16 protein-coding genes and 2 pseudogenes are annotated in these 17,398 nt (G+C 60.1%); 4 read left to right on the top strand and 14 right to left on the bottom strand.

Going from position 1 to position 17,398, the window contains the following annotated elements; genetic code table 11:
* Nucleotides 1-76 precede the first annotated feature (76 nt).
* The gene (locus ACTJJN_RS25475; protein WP_023082810.1) at nucleotides 77-1,114 is read left to right on the top strand and encodes an IS5 family transposase; all 1,038 of its coding nucleotides are present in this window, start codon (nucleotides 77-79) and stop codon (nucleotides 1,112-1,114) included.
* Between the two features lie 160 nt (nucleotides 1,115-1,274).
* Here the strand turns inward: ACTJJN_RS25475 and ACTJJN_RS25470 are convergent.
* A pseudogene (locus ACTJJN_RS25470) lies at nucleotides 1,275-2,095 on the bottom strand (ISL3 family transposase); the annotation flags it as partial.
* A 213-nt stretch (nucleotides 2,096-2,308) separates the two neighbouring features.
* Nucleotides 2,309-2,542 (bottom strand): annotated as a pseudogene (locus ACTJJN_RS25465) (transposase); the annotation flags it as partial.
* Nucleotides 2,543-2,605: 63 nt separating this feature from the next.
* On the opposite strand from ACTJJN_RS25465, the gene ACTJJN_RS25460 reads away from it, so the two are divergent.
* Together ACTJJN_RS25460 and ACTJJN_RS25455 are read left to right on the top strand one after the other, a co-directional pair.
* Nucleotides 2,606-3,756, top strand: a protein-coding gene (locus ACTJJN_RS25460; RefSeq protein WP_134637449.1) for an IS3 family transposase whose coding sequence is annotated in 2 segments (ribosomal slippage) — nucleotides 2,606-2,849 and nucleotides 2,849-3,756 — 1,152 coding nt in all. Because the reading frame shifts where the segments join, the coding sequence is not laid out codon by codon here.
* A 237-nt stretch (nucleotides 3,757-3,993) separates the two neighbouring features.
* A complete protein-coding gene (locus ACTJJN_RS25455) occupies nucleotides 3,994-4,386 on the top strand; it encodes a hypothetical protein (protein ID WP_011005898.1) in 393 nt (130 codons plus the stop codon).
* A gap of 217 nt (nucleotides 4,387-4,603) precedes the next feature.
* Here the strand turns inward: ACTJJN_RS25455 and ACTJJN_RS25450 are convergent, their stop codons facing one another.
* Nucleotides 4,604-6,304, bottom strand: a complete 1,701-nt coding sequence (locus tag ACTJJN_RS25450) for a sigma-54-dependent Fis family transcriptional regulator (RefSeq protein WP_095159416.1) — start codon at nucleotides 6,302-6,304, stop codon at nucleotides 4,604-4,606.
* Nucleotides 6,305-6,750: 446 nt separating this feature from the next.
* On the opposite strand from ACTJJN_RS25450, the gene xylS reads away from it, so the two are divergent.
* Nucleotides 6,751-7,716, top strand: a complete 966-nt coding sequence (gene xylS / locus ACTJJN_RS25445) for a XylDLEGF operon transcriptional activator XylS (RefSeq protein ID WP_011005901.1) — start codon at nucleotides 6,751-6,753, stop codon at nucleotides 7,714-7,716.
* Nucleotides 7,717-7,902: 186 nt separating this feature from the next.
* Here xylS and ACTJJN_RS25440 read toward each other — a convergent pair whose 3' ends face one another.
* The 11 genes from ACTJJN_RS25440 to benC all read right to left on the bottom strand — a co-directional run bounded on the left by ACTJJN_RS25440 (nucleotide 7,903) and on the right by benC (nucleotide 17,390).
* Nucleotides 7,903-8,094, bottom strand: a complete 192-nt coding sequence (locus tag ACTJJN_RS25440; protein ID WP_011005902.1) for a 2-hydroxymuconate tautomerase — start codon at nucleotides 8,092-8,094, stop codon at nucleotides 7,903-7,905.
* Between the two features lie 48 nt (nucleotides 8,095-8,142).
* Entirely contained in the window at nucleotides 8,143-8,937 is a 795-nt protein-coding gene (dmpH, locus tag ACTJJN_RS25435) for a 2-oxo-3-hexenedioate decarboxylase (protein WP_095159415.1), read from the bottom strand.
* The gene (gene dmpG / locus ACTJJN_RS25430) at nucleotides 8,934-9,971 is read right to left on the bottom strand and encodes a 4-hydroxy-2-oxovalerate aldolase (RefSeq protein ID WP_011005904.1); all 1,038 of its coding nucleotides are present in this window, start codon (nucleotides 9,969-9,971) and stop codon (nucleotides 8,934-8,936) included. The genes dmpH and dmpG overlap by 4 nt, the downstream gene beginning before the upstream one ends.
* 10 nt (nucleotides 9,972-9,981) lie before the next feature.
* Nucleotides 9,982-10,920 (bottom strand): acetaldehyde dehydrogenase (acetylating), encoded by a 939-nt coding sequence (locus tag ACTJJN_RS25425; protein WP_095159414.1) that lies wholly within the window; start codon nucleotides 10,918-10,920, stop codon nucleotides 9,982-9,984.
* A 14-nt stretch (nucleotides 10,921-10,934) separates the two neighbouring features.
* Complete coding sequence (dmpE, locus tag ACTJJN_RS25420) at nucleotides 10,935-11,720, bottom strand: 2-oxopent-4-enoate hydratase (protein ID WP_045633702.1); 786 nt, start codon at nucleotides 11,718-11,720, stop codon at nucleotides 10,935-10,937.
* A gap of 11 nt (nucleotides 11,721-11,731) precedes the next feature.
* The gene (locus tag ACTJJN_RS25415) at nucleotides 11,732-12,580 is read right to left on the bottom strand and encodes an alpha/beta fold hydrolase (protein ID WP_045633701.1); all 849 of its coding nucleotides are present in this window, start codon (nucleotides 12,578-12,580) and stop codon (nucleotides 11,732-11,734) included.
* A gap of 10 nt (nucleotides 12,581-12,590) precedes the next feature.
* Complete coding sequence (locus ACTJJN_RS25410) at nucleotides 12,591-14,051, bottom strand: 2-hydroxymuconic semialdehyde dehydrogenase (protein ID WP_064481766.1); 1,461 nt, start codon at nucleotides 14,049-14,051, stop codon at nucleotides 12,591-12,593.
* A 34-nt stretch (nucleotides 14,052-14,085) separates the two neighbouring features.
* Entirely contained in the window at nucleotides 14,086-15,009 is a 924-nt protein-coding gene (locus tag ACTJJN_RS25405) for a catechol 2,3-dioxygenase (protein WP_011005909.1), read from the bottom strand.
* A complete protein-coding gene (locus ACTJJN_RS25400) occupies nucleotides 15,006-15,344 on the bottom strand; it encodes a 2Fe-2S iron-sulfur cluster binding domain-containing protein (protein WP_052258346.1) in 339 nt (112 codons plus the stop codon). Before ACTJJN_RS25400 ends, ACTJJN_RS25405 begins: the two co-directional genes overlap by 4 nt.
* 144 nt (nucleotides 15,345-15,488) lie before the next feature.
* Nucleotides 15,489-16,265 carry a 1,6-dihydroxycyclohexa-2,4-diene-1-carboxylate dehydrogenase gene (locus tag ACTJJN_RS25395; RefSeq protein ID WP_045633697.1) on the bottom strand — a complete coding sequence of 259 codons (777 nt, stop codon included), beginning with the start codon at nucleotides 16,263-16,265 and terminating at the stop codon, nucleotides 15,489-15,491.
* 114 nt (nucleotides 16,266-16,379) lie between these two features.
* Nucleotides 16,380-17,390 (bottom strand): benzoate 1,2-dioxygenase electron transfer component BenC, encoded by a 1,011-nt coding sequence (benC, locus tag ACTJJN_RS25390; protein WP_138868024.1) that lies wholly within the window; start codon nucleotides 17,388-17,390, stop codon nucleotides 16,380-16,382.
* Nucleotides 17,391-17,398 lie beyond the last annotated feature (8 nt).

The following is a 17,398-nucleotide window of genomic DNA, read 5'->3' as shown; positions in this document are numbered from 1 at the left end:
AGGGCACCTCGAAAAACCTCGGCCCCCTGCGATTGGTAAAATTGCGTTGTCCTGATTTCGTTCTCTGACACCAGCCATGAAGAAGCGCACTGCCATCAAGACGGACCTGTTCGCTGACGAACATCATCGGAAGAAGATCGACACGCTTGGAGATCCGCTGGCCCAGATCGAGTCGTACATCGATTTCGCGGCACTTGCGGCGGAAGTCGATCGGGTAGCGCCGCGCCCTGTCAGCCCTCAAGGCGGTCGCCCGCCGTATCCGACGGAGACGATGGTGCGGATTCTGGTGCTCAAGCGGCTGTACAACCTGTCGGATGAACAGATGGAGTACCAGTTGCTTGACCGGATGAGCTACAAGCGATTCTGCGGGTTGGCCAGCGCGGTCAATATTCCGGATCGAACGACCGTGTGGACGTTCGAGAACCGCATCGGCGACGCCGGCGCGAAGGTCCTGTTCGACGGTGTCACGGCCCAACTGCTCCGGCACGGATTCATCGCCCGCGGCGGCCAAATCGTCGATGCCACGCTGGTGCCTGCTCCCAAGCAACGTAACAGCCGTGAGGAGAACAAGCTGGTCAGGGAAGGCGCGATGCCGGCTAACTGGAAGCCAGCCAAACGGCGCCAGAAGGATACGGATGCCACCTGGACGCAGAAGCACGGCAAGAACCACTTCGGCTACAAGCTCTCGGTCAACGTGGACAAGAAGTACAAGATCATCCGCAAATTCGAGACTGATACGGCCAGCGTCCATGACAGCAAGCACTTCGATGCGCTCATCGACCGGAGCAACACGAGCCGCGATGTCTATGCGGACCGAGGCCACACCAGCGCAGACCGGGAGGGCTGGCTCAAGGATCACGGCTATCGTAATCAGATCCAGAGGAAGGGGTACCGCAACAAGCCCCTTTCCGAGTGTCAGCAACGGCGCAACCACCGCATCGCCAAGACGCGTGCCCGAGTGGAGCACGTGTTCGCGAGCATCGAGCAGATGGGCGGCAAGTTGATCCGTACCATCGGACAGGGGCGCGCGAACTTTGCGATGACGATGATGGCGGCCTGCTACAACTTGAAGCGGCTGGTGTACTTCCAGAAGGCGGGAATCAAGGCCTTCTGACGCCCGGAGTGGGCCGAATCGCCGCTGCAGAGGGCGATTCGGAAGAAAAACGGGGCGACACCGCCCAGAAAGCGGTGATTCGCCGCAGAAATCGAACCGAATTCGATCATGGCCATCATTTGGCGGTCGGATTCACTGAAAACCTCGCGTTATTCGAGGTGCCCTTCAGTGCGTCCTTGAGCAGATAGACCGTAGCCAACGGCTGGTTGGCGGCGAGCAACTCCTGCAACTGCACGGCTTGGCCGTCCTTGAGGAGCAGCCAGCGGCTGCGCTTGACCACCTTGCGCGCTGGTTTGTCATCGCGCAGGAGGTTGGCCTGGTCGACGAGGATACGGTCGATCACCTCACGACCATAGCGCGCCACCACATGGAACAGGTCGTACACCACTTCGGCTTGAGGGCAGTGCCGCTTCACTTCCAGGTCGAAAGCGGTGTTCATGTCCATGGCGACCGCCTCGATGTGCTGGCAATGCTCACCGGGCCACTCGAAGAATGGGCGAATCGCCTGGCGACTGGTGCCGTGGCCGACCCACAGCACGCGTGTTCGCTCCGCATCCATGATCACCGTGGCGTAGCGATGGCGCTTGTCCAGGGAGAACTCGTCCATCCCCAGGCGCCGGACGTCGCCCGGCTCGATGCCGCCTGCCTCCGCTTCCAGGCGGAGTTTGTCGAGGGCCTTGAGGGTGTGCCAATGCAGGCCGGTGAATTTGCTGACGTGGCTCATGGGCAGTATCCGCAACAAGCCCTCGAGCCAGGCTTGCAAACGTCGAGTCAGGCGGGAAGCCGGCTCCAGCCAATGGATCCGTTCGGTAACCCGCCCACAACAACGCAGGCAGTCGACGCGACGCACGGGCAATTGAATTGGAGCAGCACCCGCTGATCCAGCAGGTCGCGGTCACGCACGTGGCGTAGACGCCGTTCGTGAATCAACGGACAGGGCTCTAGACAGCGCCCACACCGGGGCACTCGCGTGGCCTGGGGTCGAGCTCGATCAGCAGGGTATTTTCAGCTACGGGGCCAGGCTGTGTGAAAACGCGCTAAATATGTCAAAAACAGTTAGTCGCGAGGGTTGCCTGTGGACTCAGTGGGCGGAAGCGCGAATTACCTTAGGCAGCTATATAGACGTTCGTGATGCCGTTTGGGCCGCGTCAGCGGCCCAAAACGGCTACTAACGGGCGAGCCAAGCAACCGGATTCAGGCCCTGATCGCCTCCAGCAGTCCTGCGATACCGAAGATGCTCATCATTCGTTTGAGGTTGTAGGCGAGCACATGAAGACTCATCTCAGTGCTCACCCTCGGCAGGGTTTTGGTCAGGAAGTGGGTACTTCCCATCCAGTGCTTGAGCGTTCCAAAAGGGTGTTCAACGGTCTGTCGACGAACCCTCATCATCTCTGGATCATGCTCTAGTCGAACCTGCATCGCGTCGACTTGAATCGTCCCTAGTTTCGTAGACACCTCCTGGCCTCATAATACGGCCCACTAGGAGGTGCCATGAGCAATCCGCGTTATCCCGAAGAATTCAAAATCGAAGCAGTCAGGCAGGTGACCGAACGAGGTCTGCCGGTGGCTGAGGTAGCGTCTCGTTTGGGCATGTCGACCCACAGCCTGTATGCCTGGGTTAAGCGCTACAGCAAACCCGAAAAGCAACGCGTGCAAGAAGACGACCAGCAAGCTGAGCTGCGTCGTCTGCGTGCCGAACTCAAGCGCGTGACTGAAGAGCGAGACATCCTAAAAAAGGCCGCCGCGTACTTTGCCAAGGAGTGCGGCTGAAGTACGCCCTCATCAGTCAGCTATCCGCAGACTATTCCGTTCGCCGCCTTTGCCTGACCCTGAAAGTACATGCCAGCGGTTACTACGCCTGGCTGGCTGAACCGAAGTCGGCACGAGCCAAGGAAGACCAACGTCTGCTTGGCCTGATCAAGCACTCGTGGCTAGAGAGCGGTGGCGTCTACGGCTACCGCAAAATCCACGACGACCTGCGTGAGCTTGGAGAAGCATGCGGCAAGCATCGTGTTGCTCGACTGATGCGTCTGGAAGGGCTGCGCTCACAGACAGGGTATCGTCGTCGACCGGGCCGCTATGGCGGTAAGCCTCCAGCGGCCTCACCGAATCATCTGGAGCGTCGGTTCAATGTCACCGAACCCAACAAGGTATGGGTCACGGACATCACCTACATCCGTACTTATGAGGGCTGGTTGTATTTGGCGGTGGTGCTCGATCTGTTCTCGCGGCAGGTAATCGGTTGGTCAATGAAGCCGCAGATGACCAGCGACCTGGCTATTGATGCCTTACTGATGGCCGTTTGGCGCCGCAAGCCAAAGCAGGAGGTGATGATTCACTCCGACCAAGGTAGCCAATTCAGCAGCGGTGACTGGCAGAGCTTCCTGAAAGCCAATAACTTGCTTGGTAGCATGAGTCGGCGTGGTAACAGCCATGACAACGCGGTAGCGGAAAGTTTTTTCCAACTGCTGAAGCGGGAACGGATTAGGCGAAAGATCTACAGCACTAGGCAGGATGCTCGCGCTGACGTGTTCGACTACATCGAGATGTTTTACAACCCAAAACGCCGACACGGTTTCAACAACCAGCTGTCACCGGTAGAGTTTGAAAGGCAACATTTACTGAGCCTGGAAAGTGTCTAGGAAATCCGGGGCGATTCAAGCGTCACCTGCGTCCGAGTCTCACCCTCAATGAATCGCTTCATGATCGCCCTCGATACGATCTCGACGATCAGAAGGTTAGACAATCTGGGGAGTTTTTCACCAAGCCTGGGACCAATGGGTCGCTCACGACGGGCATAAATTAGCGAAGAGTTGACGATAGACACTTGATCGCGAGGTGCCTAATCTAGGCTGCGAAGTCACGACAGGGAAAAGGATATGGCAGGAGGGAACATCATTTGCGGTACGTTCCAAAGTGCCGACAAATCGGGATCAGCCTTGGAGGCAGTGTTAGATGCACTCCCATTGCAGGCTCACGAACTGGTCGAGAATGTTAAACAGCAACTCGATACAGCAGACTTTGTCCTCATAGATGTAGAACAAGCGAAAAGCTTGCTTCCATTTTTACGGGTCTACCAGGCGCAACTGATCGCTGAGATCGGGCACGATGATTGGGCTCGGGCAACGCTGGAGGAAGAGTTTTCGCTTGAAACGGTCGCTGCCAAGTGGGGATCGGGTAAGGGATGGAGACTTTACTGCGTGCGAGATCTCGTAGGTGCTTGTGAAAATGCGTTGGTAGAGATGGAATCTGTTTGCATAGCGTTCAGTTAACTGCATCCAGCCCGTTTTCACACAACCTGGGGCGAGAGGCGACGACGTCGTAGCCTGGCCAGAAAGCGGCAAGATCAATAGGATGCACGGCGACAGCAGGGTGTGGAGGTTGGGATGTTGAGCGACTGCCAATTTACCCACTCCCCTGCCTGTCAACTCGCTCTTTCCCCAGAATCCGCGAAGGACCTTAGAAAGGCCCAAACCTGGCGCAAAGCAGCTATCGGCCCATTGCTTTCACAGATAAGCTGGGGTCAAGCTTCTTAAGTCGATAGGCCATTGCCGGGCGGGTCAATCCCAGCAACCGCGCCGCCTGTGAGATATTCTGCCCACAACGGTCCATGGCCGTGCGCATTAAACCCGCTTCGAGATCTTCGAGGCTGACGCCCTGGTCGATAATTTGCCTAAACCAACTGTCACCGGACTCCTCCTCCAACCGGCCCTCGCTCGATAGCCTGTCGCCTTCGGTAGCCGTCGCCAACCCCGGGAACAGCGACTCGACATTGATGCTTTCGTTGCTCTCGGTAAGAATCACCCCGCGCTCAAGGGCGTTCTCCAGCTCGCGGATATTGCCTGGCCATTGGTAGTGGAGGCAGGCCTCCATCGCTCGATCAGACAGGCCAAGAGTCTTCTTACCGTATTCCTTATGGTGCCTTCTAAGAAAATGCTCGACCAGCAGCGGGATATCTTCCACGCGCTCGCGCAACGGCGGGATATGCACGGGAAAAACATTCAGCCGAAAGAACAGGTCTGCGCGAAAGCGCCCCATCTTGACCGCCTCTTCCAGGTTCTCGTTTGTTGCGGTGATTAACCTCACGTCGACCTTTCGCGTGCGGTCGCCGCCGACCCGCTCTAGCTCTCCTTCCTGCAATACCCGTAGCAGGGTGGCCTGGGCCCTCGGCGTCAATTCGATCACCTCATCAAGAAAGATGGTGCCGCCGTTGGCCCGTTCAAAACGTCCAGCGCGTGCATTGACCGCGCCCGTATAGGCGCCCTTATCGACACCAAACAGTTCCGACTCGATCAGATCCGGCGGAATTGCCGCACAGTTCACCGCGACGAAGGGTTGCTCTGCGCGCTCACTGCGCAAATGCACGCTGCGCGCGATTACCTCCTTGCCCACCCCAGTCTCACCCAGTAGCAGGACCGAAACCCTGCCGCGTGCAGCCTTGTCGATGGTCTCACAGATGCGCTTGTAGGCTGGCGAATGGCCAATGCCGTAATACTGCCCATCGTACTGCTTCAGGCGGTTGCGCAGGTTGGCAACCTGGGTCTGCAGCTCGTAGCGCTCGTCTACGATCGGGTCGCTTTTGAAGTAGGCTTCGAAACTGCTGACATCGCCCCACTCTTCTGCGGTCTTGCCGACGATAAGGCATTTATCGTCACCGCACCCGCGACAGCTAGTTTCCTGGAAAATGATTCTGCGGCCCATGAATGCCGAACCATAGCCGCTAGCATAGCCTAGCACCGTCCAGCAGACGGGCTCATTCATCAGGCCCAGCTCAGTTCGGCAGATATCCACTTCAAAGGAATCAATCCACTCGGCCTCCACGTTGAAACGTCCGTCCCGGATGGCGATATCCATTGTCAGCAAGCGTACTTTGACCATCCCCTTGAGCGCATACAATTGAGGCCCAGCCAGGAACACCTCCTCCTCGCGCATGGCCGGCCGCAGCTTGCGTGCCAGCTCGGCATCCATCAGGCCGGACTGATAGCCCAACCGCAGGAAGAAACCCTTGGCCCGCTCGACGCCGATCAAGCTGATAATTTCGCGACGGAAGCTGGCCAGCGTAGATAGCTGCATTAGCAGCATGCGCTGCTCTCCCAACCAGATCTTGCCTTCGGCGGCAACGAAACGGATCTGGCTGCTAAGGTCTTGCATATCCTCATGCTGCATCTTGGGTTTGTATGTAAGCGACATTTGTTTTCCTCTTGTTTTTATCGGGATGATCCACCCGGCGGAACATCAGAGGCTCACTGCGGTCATGACTACCTTGCAACGTCAAGGCCTGTGCTTGCCGGCTCAGCATTCCATCTGCCACTTTAGCATTTGCTTAGGTGGTCCTGAAAGATTAACCAATTGATTAACTGAAATCCACCTCAACGCAGATCCCCTTTATCCGCCAATTCGTCGCCGCATGCCCCGACAGCACGAACTTCTGGTGTTCTCGCTTCTTAAAAAGAACGTCTTCGTTCTGCTTGGCGTTATTTTTGCTTGGAAAAGTGGTCACTGATTGCAAAAAGGATGGCGCAACGTGGCAATGGGGGTAACCCGTATACGCATCACGTCGAGATGCATTTTCATCGACTTGGCGCCTTTCTACATCACACCAAGCAGCCCACATTAAAATAAGAGAACCGTGAACTATGGATTTTTGCTTATTGAACGAGAAAAGTCAGATCTTCGTCCACGCCGAGCCCTATGCAGTCTCCGATTATGTTAACCAGTATGTCGGTACGCACTCTATTCGCCTGCCCAAGGGCGGGCGCCCGGCAGGCAGGCTGCACCACAGAATCTTCGGATGCCTCGACCTGTGTCGAATCAGCTACGGCGGTAGCGTGAGGGTAATCTCGCCTGGATTAGAGACCTGTTATCATCTGCAAATAATACTCAAAGGCCATTGCCTGTGGCGTGGCCATGGCCAGGAGCACTATTTTGCGCCGGGCGAACTATTGCTGCTCAATCCGGATGACCAAGCCGACCTGACCTATTCAGAAGATTGCGAGAAATTTATCGTTAAATTGCCCTCAGTGGTCCTTGATCGGGCATGCAGTGACAACAATTGGCACAAGCCGAGGGAGGGTATCCGTTTCGCCGCGCGACACAATCTCCAGCAACTCGATGGCTTTATCAATCTACTCGGGTTAGTTTGTGACGAAGCGGAACATACAAAGTCGATGCCTCGGGTCCAAGAGCACTATGCGGGGATCATCGCTTCCAAGCTGCTCGAAATGCTGGGCAGCAATGTCAGCCGTGAAATTTTCAGCAAAGGTAACCCGTCTTTCGAGCGAGTCGTTCAATTCATTGAGGAGAATCTCAAACGGAATATCAGCCTTGAGCGGTTAGCGGAGCTGGCGATGATGAGTCCACGCTCGCTCTACAATTTGTTCGAGAAGCATGCCGGCACCACGCCGAAGAACTACATCCGCAACCGCAAGCTCGAAAGCATCCGCGCCTGCTTGAACGATCCCAGTGCCAATGTGCGTAGTATAACTGAGATAGCCCTAGACTACGGCTTCTTACATTTGGGACGCTTCGCTGAAAACTATAGGAGCGCGTTCGGCGAGTTGCCTTCCGACACCCTGCGTCAATGCAAAAAGGAAGTGGCTTGATTACGAACGTAGCCGAAGAAGGGATGGGTTGGCATCGCCCCGGCTTTCTTAGACACTCTCCAAGCTCTGAAATAGCGTTTTACAAACTCCACTGGCTATAGTGCCGGCGTTTGCCCGCGCTCTCCGTGGCCGCGTCCCAATGCAGGTCGGGTTCCTCGACCCGAAGTGCCCTTGGGCATCTCCACTTCAGCGTCTGACCTTGCTGGCCAGTTCGCCGCCGATGCCGAAGTGGCCCTTGGCCATCTCCGTGATAATCACTCGCACGCTGGTCAGCGGCGCATCCAGGGAGCGCGAGATGGCCTCGCTGACTTCCCGAATGAGGGTTTCCTTCTGCTCGTCGCTGCGGCCTTCAAGGATGTGGATCTGGGCAATAGGCATGGTGTGCCTCCTGAAGAAGAGGCCGCCCGGGCAGGGCGGCCGGATGGCTCAGACGAAGCGCGCGGAGACGCTGCCAAGCCCCTGGTAGCGCACGGTGATGTTGTCGCCCGGCGCTACTGCGACGGCGGCGGTGATGCCGCCGGTCATGATGAAGGTGCCGGCCGGTATGTGCTCGCCGCGCTCGGCCAGCAGGTTGGCGAGCATCGCCACGCTGGACAGCGGATGGCCGAGCACCGCGGCACCGGCACCGAGTTCCACCACCTCGCCGTTCTTCTCCATCACCACGCCAAGGGTGCGCAGGTCGACATCCTCGAGATTGGCCATGCGGCCTCCAGTGATATAGCGGGTCGACGAGGCGTTGTCGGCCACCACGCTGATCAGGTCGAACTTGAAGTTCTCATAGCGCGAGTCGATTACCTCGACGGTGGGGATCACGTAGTCGACCGCGGCGATCACGTCGCCGATATGGCAACCAGGCCCGACCAGCGGTGCCTTGGTGACCACCGCGATTTCCGCCTCGATCTTCGGATGGATCAGCTTGGAGCAATCCACCACGCCACCGTCGGGCACGCTGAAGTAGTCGGCGAGAAAGCCGTAGATCGGCGTCTCCACGCCCATCTGTGCCATCTTCGCCCAGGAGGTCAGGCCCATCTTCAGGCCGACGATCTTGTTGCCGCGCTCCTCCTTGCGGCGGCGGATTTCCCACTGGATGTCGTAGGCATCGGCAAAGGTCATCTCCGGATAATCATTGGTGACCTTGTGGATGTCATGGGCCTGCAGTTCGGCGTTCTCGATGTGCTCGGCCAGTGCCAGCACCTGCTCGCGGTTGAGGGTACGATTCATGCCTGTTGCTCCTTGCGGGCTGCCAGCAGATCGAGGGCGACGTCGACGATCATGTCTTCCTGGCCACCGACCATCCGGCGCCTGCCCAGTTCTACGAGGATGTCCAGGGTCTTCAGCCCATACTTCGCGGCTGCCACCTCGGCGTGGCGCAGGAAGCTGGAGTAGACCCCGGCATAACCCAGGCCGAGGGTTTCGCGATCAACTCTCACCGGACGGTCCTGCAACGGCCTGACGATATCGTCGGCGGCGTCCATCAGCGTGTAGAGATCGGTGCCATGGTTCCAGCCGAGGCGCTCCGCGGCGGCGATGAACACCTCCAGCGGCGCGTTGCCGGCGCCAGCGCCCATTCCAGCCAGCGAGGCGTCGATGCGGTCGCAGCCCTCTTCCACCGCGATGATGGAATTGGCCACGCCGAGGCTGAGGTTGTGGTGCGCATGCATGCCGGTCTGGGTCTGCGGATTCAGCACCGCCTTGAAAGCGCGCATGCGGTCGCGGATGTCGTTCATGTTCATCGCGCCACCGGAATCGGCCATGTAGATGCACTGTGCGCCGTAGGTCTCCATCAACTTGCCTTGCGCTGCCAGTTGCTCAGCCGGAATCATGTGGCTCATCATTAGAAAGCCGACGGTGTCCATGCCCAGTTCACGGGCATACTCAATGTGCTGTCGCGAGACATCCGCCTCGGTGCAGTGTGTGGCCACGCGCACCGAGCGGGCGCCGGCGTCATAGGCGGCTTTCAGGTCATGCACGGTGCCGATTCCGGGTACCAGCAGCACTGTGACCCGGGCGTGCTGGATCACATCGGCGGCGGCCTCGATCCACTCCAGGTCGCTGTGCGCACCGAAACCGTAATTGAAGCTGGAGCCCTGCAGGCCATCACCGTGGGTCACTTCGATGGAGTCGACACGGGCCTTGTCCAGCGCGCGGGCGATGTCCTGAACATTCTGGATCGAGTACTGGTGACGAATCGCATGGCTGCCGTCGCGCAGGGTTACGTCGGAGATATAGAGTTTCTTGCCGGGGTTGAAGGTCATGGTTCGGTCCTCAGGCGTTCAGCAGCGACTGCGCCATGCGTTCGGCGGTAGCCAGCGCGGCGGAGGTCATGATGTCGAGGTTGCCGGCGTAGGCCGGCAAATAGTGGGCGGCACCTTCGACTTCGAGGTAGATCGAGGTCTTCAAACCGCTGAATGTGCCGAGGCCTGGGATATGCAGCGGCGCGGATTCGGGAATCACGTCGAACTGCACCTTCTGCTTGAGACGATAGCCCGGCACGTAGGCCTGCACGGCGCTGGTCATCTCCTCTACGCTGGCCTCGACCTGTGCCTGGTCGACGGTTTCGGACAGTACAAACACCGTGTCACGCATGATCAGCGGCGGCTCGGCCGGGTTCATGACGATGATCGCCTTGCCCTTGGCGGCGCCGCCAATCACTTCGATGGCCTTGCTGGTGGTCTCGGTGAACTCGTCGATATTGGCGCGAGTGCCGGGACCAGCCGATTTCGACGCGATCGAGGCGACGATTTCGGCATAATGCACCTTGGCCACACGCGAGACCGCGGCGACCATAGGGATGGTGGCCTGGCCACCGCAGGTGACCATGTTGACGTTGAGTTTGGCGAGGTGCTCTTCCAGATTCACTACCGGTACGCAGTAGGGGCCGATGGCCGCCGGGGTCAGGTCGATCAGGCGGATGCCGGGTTTAGCACGACGCAGCAAGGCATCGTTCTGCACATGGGCGGAGGCGCTAGTGGCATCGAAGACAAAATCGATGTCGGCGAATTCCGGCAGGTTGATCAACCCTTCGACGCCTTCATGGGTGGTCGCCACGCCCATGCGCTGAGCACGGGCCAAGCCATCGGAGGCCGGGTCGATACCCACCATGGCCCCCATTTCCAAGTACTGTGCGTTGCGCATCACCTTGATCATCAGGTCTGTGCCGATGTTGCCTGGGCCTATGATCGCTACTTTCAGTTTCTTGTTCATCAGGCTGTCCTCGATCAGATGAAGCGCACGGAGGCGCTGCCGATGCCGCCGATCTCGACGCGCATGAAATCACCGGCCTTGACCGGTTCCAGCGGAACCAGCGAGCCGGACAGGATCACTTCGCCGGCCTTCAGGCCGATGCCGAAGTGGCCGAGGGTGTTGGCCAACCAGGCGACGCAATTGACCGGCGAGCCGAGCGCAGCCGCTCCAGCGCCGGTGGAGAGCAGCTGGCCGTTCTTCTCGACCAGCATGCCGCAGGTGACCAGATCGACCTGGCGCGGTGAGACGGCCTGGTCGCCGAGCACGAACAGCCCGCAGGAGGCGTTGTCCGCCACGGTGTCCTGGATCTTGATCTTCCAGTCCTGGATGCGCGAATCGACCACTTCGAAGCAGGGGATCACGCATTCGGTGGCAGCCAGCACGTCGGCGTTGGTCACGCCCGGCCCCATCAGGTCCTTCTTGAGGATGAAGGCGATCTCGCCCTCGGCGCGCGGCTGGATCAGCTTCTCGCTGATCGGCATGGCTTCGCCGCTGTTGTAGACCATGGCATCGGTGAGGTAGCCGAAGTCCGGCTGGTGCACGCCGAGCATGTTCTGCACGGCCTTGCTGGTGACGCCGATCTTCTTGCCGATCACCCGCTCGCCGGCGGCCAGGCGCCGTTCCAGCATGCGCAGGGAAATGTGGTAGGCGTCCTCGACGCTGATGTCGAAGCCGCGGCTGGTCAGCGGCGTGACGGTCTCGCGCTGGACCATCGCCTGGTAGAGCTCGTCGCCGAGTTCGTTGATCAATGTCTTGTCCATATCGGTCTCTCTCAGGAATGGAGGGCGTCGGCCTCGGCGAGGAAATTCTCGACCAAGCGGGCGAAACGCTCGGCGTGTTCGATCTGGGTCCAGTGGCCGCACTGGCCGAACACGTGTAGCTGGGCGTTGGGAATCCACTGCGCGAGGGTCAGCGAAGCCTGCAGCGGGATGATCCGATCCTCGCGGCCGTGGATGACCAGGGTTTCGTTGGGCAGGGCGCGGATATCGGTCTCGTTGCTGGCCAGATCGTCGACTCCGTTCTGCCGTGGCGGCGGGAACATCGCGGCGAACGACTCCTGAAAGCCGGGGCGGATGCTGGCCTGGTAGCGCAGCTCGGCCAGCTCGTCGTTGACCAGGGTGCGGTCGTGGGCGAACAGATCGAGCAGCCTGCGCATGTTGGCCAGCGACGGCGTGTAGCCCCAGGCTGTTTCCAGTCCTGCGGTGATGGGGAAAGACACACCGACGCTGCCCATCAGCACCAGCCGGCGCACACGCTCGGGGTGACGGATGGCCAGTGCCAGTGCCAGCCCGCCGCCGAACGAGTTGCCGACGATGTCGGCCTGCTGGATGCCGAGGGCGTCGAGCACGCCGATGGCATGCTCGACCCAGCGCGCCTGGCTGTACTTGCCATCGGCCGGACGTTCGCTGTAGCCGAAGCCGAGCATGTCCGGGGCGATCACCCGGCGCGTCTGCGCCAGCTGCGGAATGATCCCGCGCCAGTTGGCCCAGGCGGTGACGCCGGGGCCGGAGCCGTGGATCAGCAGAGCCGGGAAGCCTTCGCCCTGATCATGCAGGTTGGTGCGGTAGCCGGCGGCGAGGATTTCGCGACCGATTTCAGGGCTTTGCTGCGGTGCGTTCATGACCAGGTCCTCAAAGTTTCACACAGATGTTTTTCAGCTCGGTGTAGAACTCCAGCGAGTGCACACCCCCTTCGCGCCCGATGCCCGACTGCTTGCTGCCGCCGAAGGCGGTGCGCAGGTCGCGCAGGAACCAGCTGTTGACCCAGACGATGCCGGCCTCAATCTGCCCGGCGACGCGGTGGGCGCGCGAAGCGTTCTCGGTCCAGATCGCCGAGGCCAGGCCGTAAGGCAGGCTGTTGGCCAGTTCAATGGCTTCCTCCTCGCTGTCGAACGGGCGGATATGGCAGCAGGGGCCGAAGATTTCCTCGGTGACCACCGCCGAATCGTCGGCCAGGCCGGTCCAGATAGTCGGCTGCACCCAGGCGCCGCCGGCCAGGTGCGCCGGCATCTCCGGCACGCCGCCGCCGGTGACAACGGTGGCGCCGTCGTCGACTGCCTGCTGGTAGTAACTGAGGACTTTTTCACGGTGCTTATGGCTGATCAGCGGGCCGAAATTGGCCTCTGGATCGTTCGGTTCGCCGATCTTCAACGCTTCGGCGCCGGCCTTCAGGCGGGCGACGAACGCGTCGAAGATCGGCCGCTCGACATACACCCGCTCGGTGCCCAGGCAGACCTGGCCGCAGTTGGCGAAGGCCGAGCGCAGGGTGCCCTCGATGGCCTTGTCCATATCGCAGTCGGCGAAGACGATGCCGGCGTTCTTGCCGCCCAGCTCCAGCGACACCTGGCGCACGCCCTTGGCCGCGGCGCGCATGATGGTTTCGCCGGTGCCGGTCTCGCCGGTGAAGGTGTAGGCGTCGACGTCCGGGTGCTCGGTGAGGAAGGCCCCGGCCGAATCGCCGCCGAAACCGTGCACCACGTTGTACACGCCGGCCGGCACACCGGCGGCCTGCATCACCTCGCCGAGCAGGGTGGCGGTCAGCGGGGTTTCCTCGGATGGTTTGACCACCACGCAGTTGCCGCAGGCCAGGGCCGGGCCGACTTTCCAGGTCATCAGCAGCAGCGGCAGGTTCCACGGGCTGATCACCCCGATCACCCCCTTGGGCCGGCGCACGCCGTAGTTGAGTGCACCGGCGCCGTCCGGGGTGGCCATCTCGAAGGCTTCATTGGCAACATTCTTGAGCAGGTCGGCGAACACCTTGAAATTGGCCGCGCCGCGCGGAATGTCGATGTGGCTGGCCAGCGACTTCGGCTTGCCGGTGTCCAGGCATTCGGCCTCGAGAAACTCGCCGAAGCGCGCCGTGATGCCATCGGCCACGCGATGCAGAATCTCAGCGCGCTCGGCCACCGTCATCTTCCCCCAGGGTCCCTTCAGCGCAGCGCGTGCCGCCCTGACCGCGGCGTCGACCTCGGCGCGGCCGGCCTCGTGGACGCGGCCGATCACCTGGCCGTTGGCCGGGCTGACATTGTCGAACAGCTTGCCGCTGGCCGAACCGACGAAGGCACCGCTAATGAAATGCTTGATTTCTTTCATCTGCACAATCTCTGCAATAAGTCGTACCGGACCATCAGGTCAGCACGGTCATGAATCGTTCGTTGAGAATGCGGTCGTGGTAAAAGATCGCCTTGCCCAGCTGGTCGGTGGTCCAGGTCACCGGTTTGTGGTCCGGGTAGTTGTAATCTCCCCCGCAGAACACTTCGTTGCGGTTACCGGACGGGTCGAAGAAGTAGATGGTCTTGCCGTGAGTGAGGCCGTGGCGGGTTGGGCCGATATCGATAGATGTGTCGGTCATGGAGATCAGGTCGGCGGCGCGAAGCAAGTCTTCCCAGGTTTCGAGGTGGAAGGACACATGATGGAGGCGGCCTTTTTCCGGATGGTGAATGAAGGCCACGTCGTGGGCCTTGGTCGACAGACTGAGAAACTGGGCGACGCGCGTGCCATTTTCGTCCAGCACCTGTTCGGCCAGATAGAAACCGAGCACCTTGGTGAACAGGTCATAGGTCGCCGGCAATTCGTCGCCATACATGAGGGCGTGGTCGAAACGCACAGCCGCCATACCTTTCAGATCGCGCGGCCATGCCTCGGGATTGACGTCATTCAAACCCCACTTTCCAGTATATTCCTTGTCTGCATACAACTCGAAGTGATGCCCGGAGGGGGCCTGGAAGCGCACGCGCCGGCCACAACTGTTCAGTTCACCTGCGGGTAGCTGCTCAACGGCACAGCCATATGCCATCAGATCCCGCTCCAGTTGCCGGAGAGCATCCTCATCCACAACCTTGAAACCCATAAAATCCATGCCCGGCTCGTCAGCCTCGCGTAGCACCAGGGAAAACTTATCCACTTCGGTCCAAGCCTTCAGATAGACACGGCCCTGGTCGTCACGGTCCATCTCGATCAGGCCCAGCAACTCGACGTAGTGTTCCAGGGCCTTGCTCATGTCCAGTACACGCAGCTGCACATGGCCCGGTCGCATTACACCTTTGTTCATGACGTCACCTCTTCATAGTTCATGTTGTCAGGTTTGTTTCCGCCAACGTGGCGAAAGTACTCGATGGTCAAGTCGGTTTGCGGAAACACTTGACAGGCCAGGGCCAGGCCTTCGGCGGCGGCCTTGGCCGGCACGTGACCGCGGCTCATGCGTCCGCTCCGGTAGGCTCCGCTGAGCACCCGCACTCTACAAAGGCCGCAACCGCCACCGCGACAGCCCACCGGTATGCAGCGCTTGCCCTGGGCTTCCATGGCGCGCAGTACCGACTGGCCCTCCGCACAGCGGAATGACTGGCCGCTTAGCACTTCGAACACCTCGTAGCCGGCACTGTTCATATTCATCCCAGATACACTAAACATGACGGAAGTATCCCCCAACAGCTCTGGGTGATGCCGCCATAACCCCGAAAATGAGCCTCAGGGGTCTTATGTACGTTGCTTCTTCGCATGTCGATTTCTCTTCTTAACCAGACATAAGGGTCAGCCGAGGTCTCCCCCTGCCACCGGAAGAGTTATACCGGTGATGTAGGAGGCGGCGTCAGAAGCAAGGAACAGAATTGCCTCGACCTGCTCGTCAATGCTTCCGTAGCGTTTCATAAGGCTGCTGTCGAGGGACTGGTCGACGATCTGCTGGTACCAGACCTTCTCCTGCTCACTCGGCTCGGCGCTATTGCGCGGAATCCGCCGTGGCGGCGCCTCGGTGCCACCCGGTGCGGTGGCGTTGACGCGGATGCCGCGCTCGGCGGTTTCAAAGGCCAGACAGGCGGTAAGGGCGTTAACGCCACCCTTCGCCGCGCCGTAAGGCACGCGATGGATCCCGCGCGTGGCAACGGAGGAAACATTTACGATGGCGCCACTGCCCTGCTCGATCATGGGCGCCAGCGCGGCGTGGCAGCACCATAGGGTAGGAAACAGTGAACGCCGCACTTCGGCCTCGATCTCGCGTTCCTGGTAATGCTCGAATGGCTTAGCCCAAATGGTGCCGCCAACGTTGTTGATCAGAATATCCAGACGACCGAAGCGCTCGAGCGCCGCCGCCATCACCCGTTGGCACTCGGCGAACTGCTCAAGGTCGGCGGTCAGGGTCAGCACCTCAGCGACTCCGACCAGTTCGTCGGCCAGCTCATGTATTAGCTCGGAACGGTCGACCAGCAGCAGCCGACCGCCTTCGGCCGCCATCCGTTCGGCCACGCGGCGACCGATGCCCTGGGCGGCGCCGGTGATAACGGCAACCTTGCCCTGGAAACGTTTGTTCATGAACCACCTCGGTTGTGTAGCCCGGATGCAATTTGGGAAAGTTCGCAGAGAACCTGGGCCCTACTGCCCGAATAAAACAGGCCCGCTCACCTAGTAAGCGGACCAAAGGAGCCTCTAGGCGCTGGCGGCGAACTTCTCATAATAGAAATTGGCCGGCTGGATGCCCTGTGCCCGGATGTACTGACTGACCGCCTCGACCATCGGTGGCGGACCGCAAAGGTAGATATCTACCTCACCGCCGTTGAGGTGTTTGGGCTCGATGTACTGGGTCACATAGCCCTTTTGCGGATAGGCGCTGTCTGGGCTGGCGACGCAGGCGCTGTAGCTGAAGTTGGGAATGCGCGCGGCGAATGCCTCTAGCTTGTCCATTTCAACCAGGTCGTGGTCATGGGTGACGCCGTAGATCAGATGGAGCGGGTGCTCGCCGCCCTGCTCGGCGATCTTCTCCAGCATCGCGGTGAACGGCGCTAGGCCGGTACCGCCCGCCAGCAACAGCAGCGGCCGCTTGATCTCGCGCAGATAGAACGCGCCCAGCGGTCCAGCCAGACTGACGCTATCGCCGACCTTGGCGAGGCTGGTCAGGAAGCTGCTCATCAGCCCGCCCGGCACGTTGCGGATCAGGAAGCTGACCTCGCCATCCTTTTGCAGCGAGCTGAAGGAATAGGCGCGGGTCTGGTCGCTGCCCGGCACTTGCAGATTGACGTACTGGCCTGGCAGGAACGCCAACTGGTTCAGCGATGCGCTTTTGATAGACAGCGCGATGGTGCTCTCGGACAGCTGACGCACGTTGCTGATCGCTGCCTGATAGCCGGCCTGCTGGGTCTTGCAGACGTCCGATGCGGCCGGAACGCGAATCACGCAGTCGCTTTCGGCGCGCATCTGGCAGGTCAGCACGTAGCCCTGCTCGGCTTCGGCTTCGCTAAGTGCATCCTCGATATACTCCTCGCCGAGGCTGTAGCGGCCGCTCTCAGCGAAGCATTTGCAGGCGCCGCATGCACCGTCTCGGCAGTCCAGGGGTAAATTGATGCCTTGGCGGTAGGCTGCATCAGCAACAGTCTCGCCAGTATTAGCATCGATGAAACGAGTGACGCCGTCTTCGAAGTTCAGTGCAACCTTGTGTGTCATGGCGGCAC

The organism is Pseudomonas sp. 22515, assembly GCF_052044625.1.
GTDB lineage: Bacteria > Pseudomonadota > Gammaproteobacteria > Pseudomonadales > Pseudomonadaceae > Aquipseudomonas > Aquipseudomonas alloputida.
This window is presented reverse-complemented; position numbering and strand designations above follow the sequence as displayed.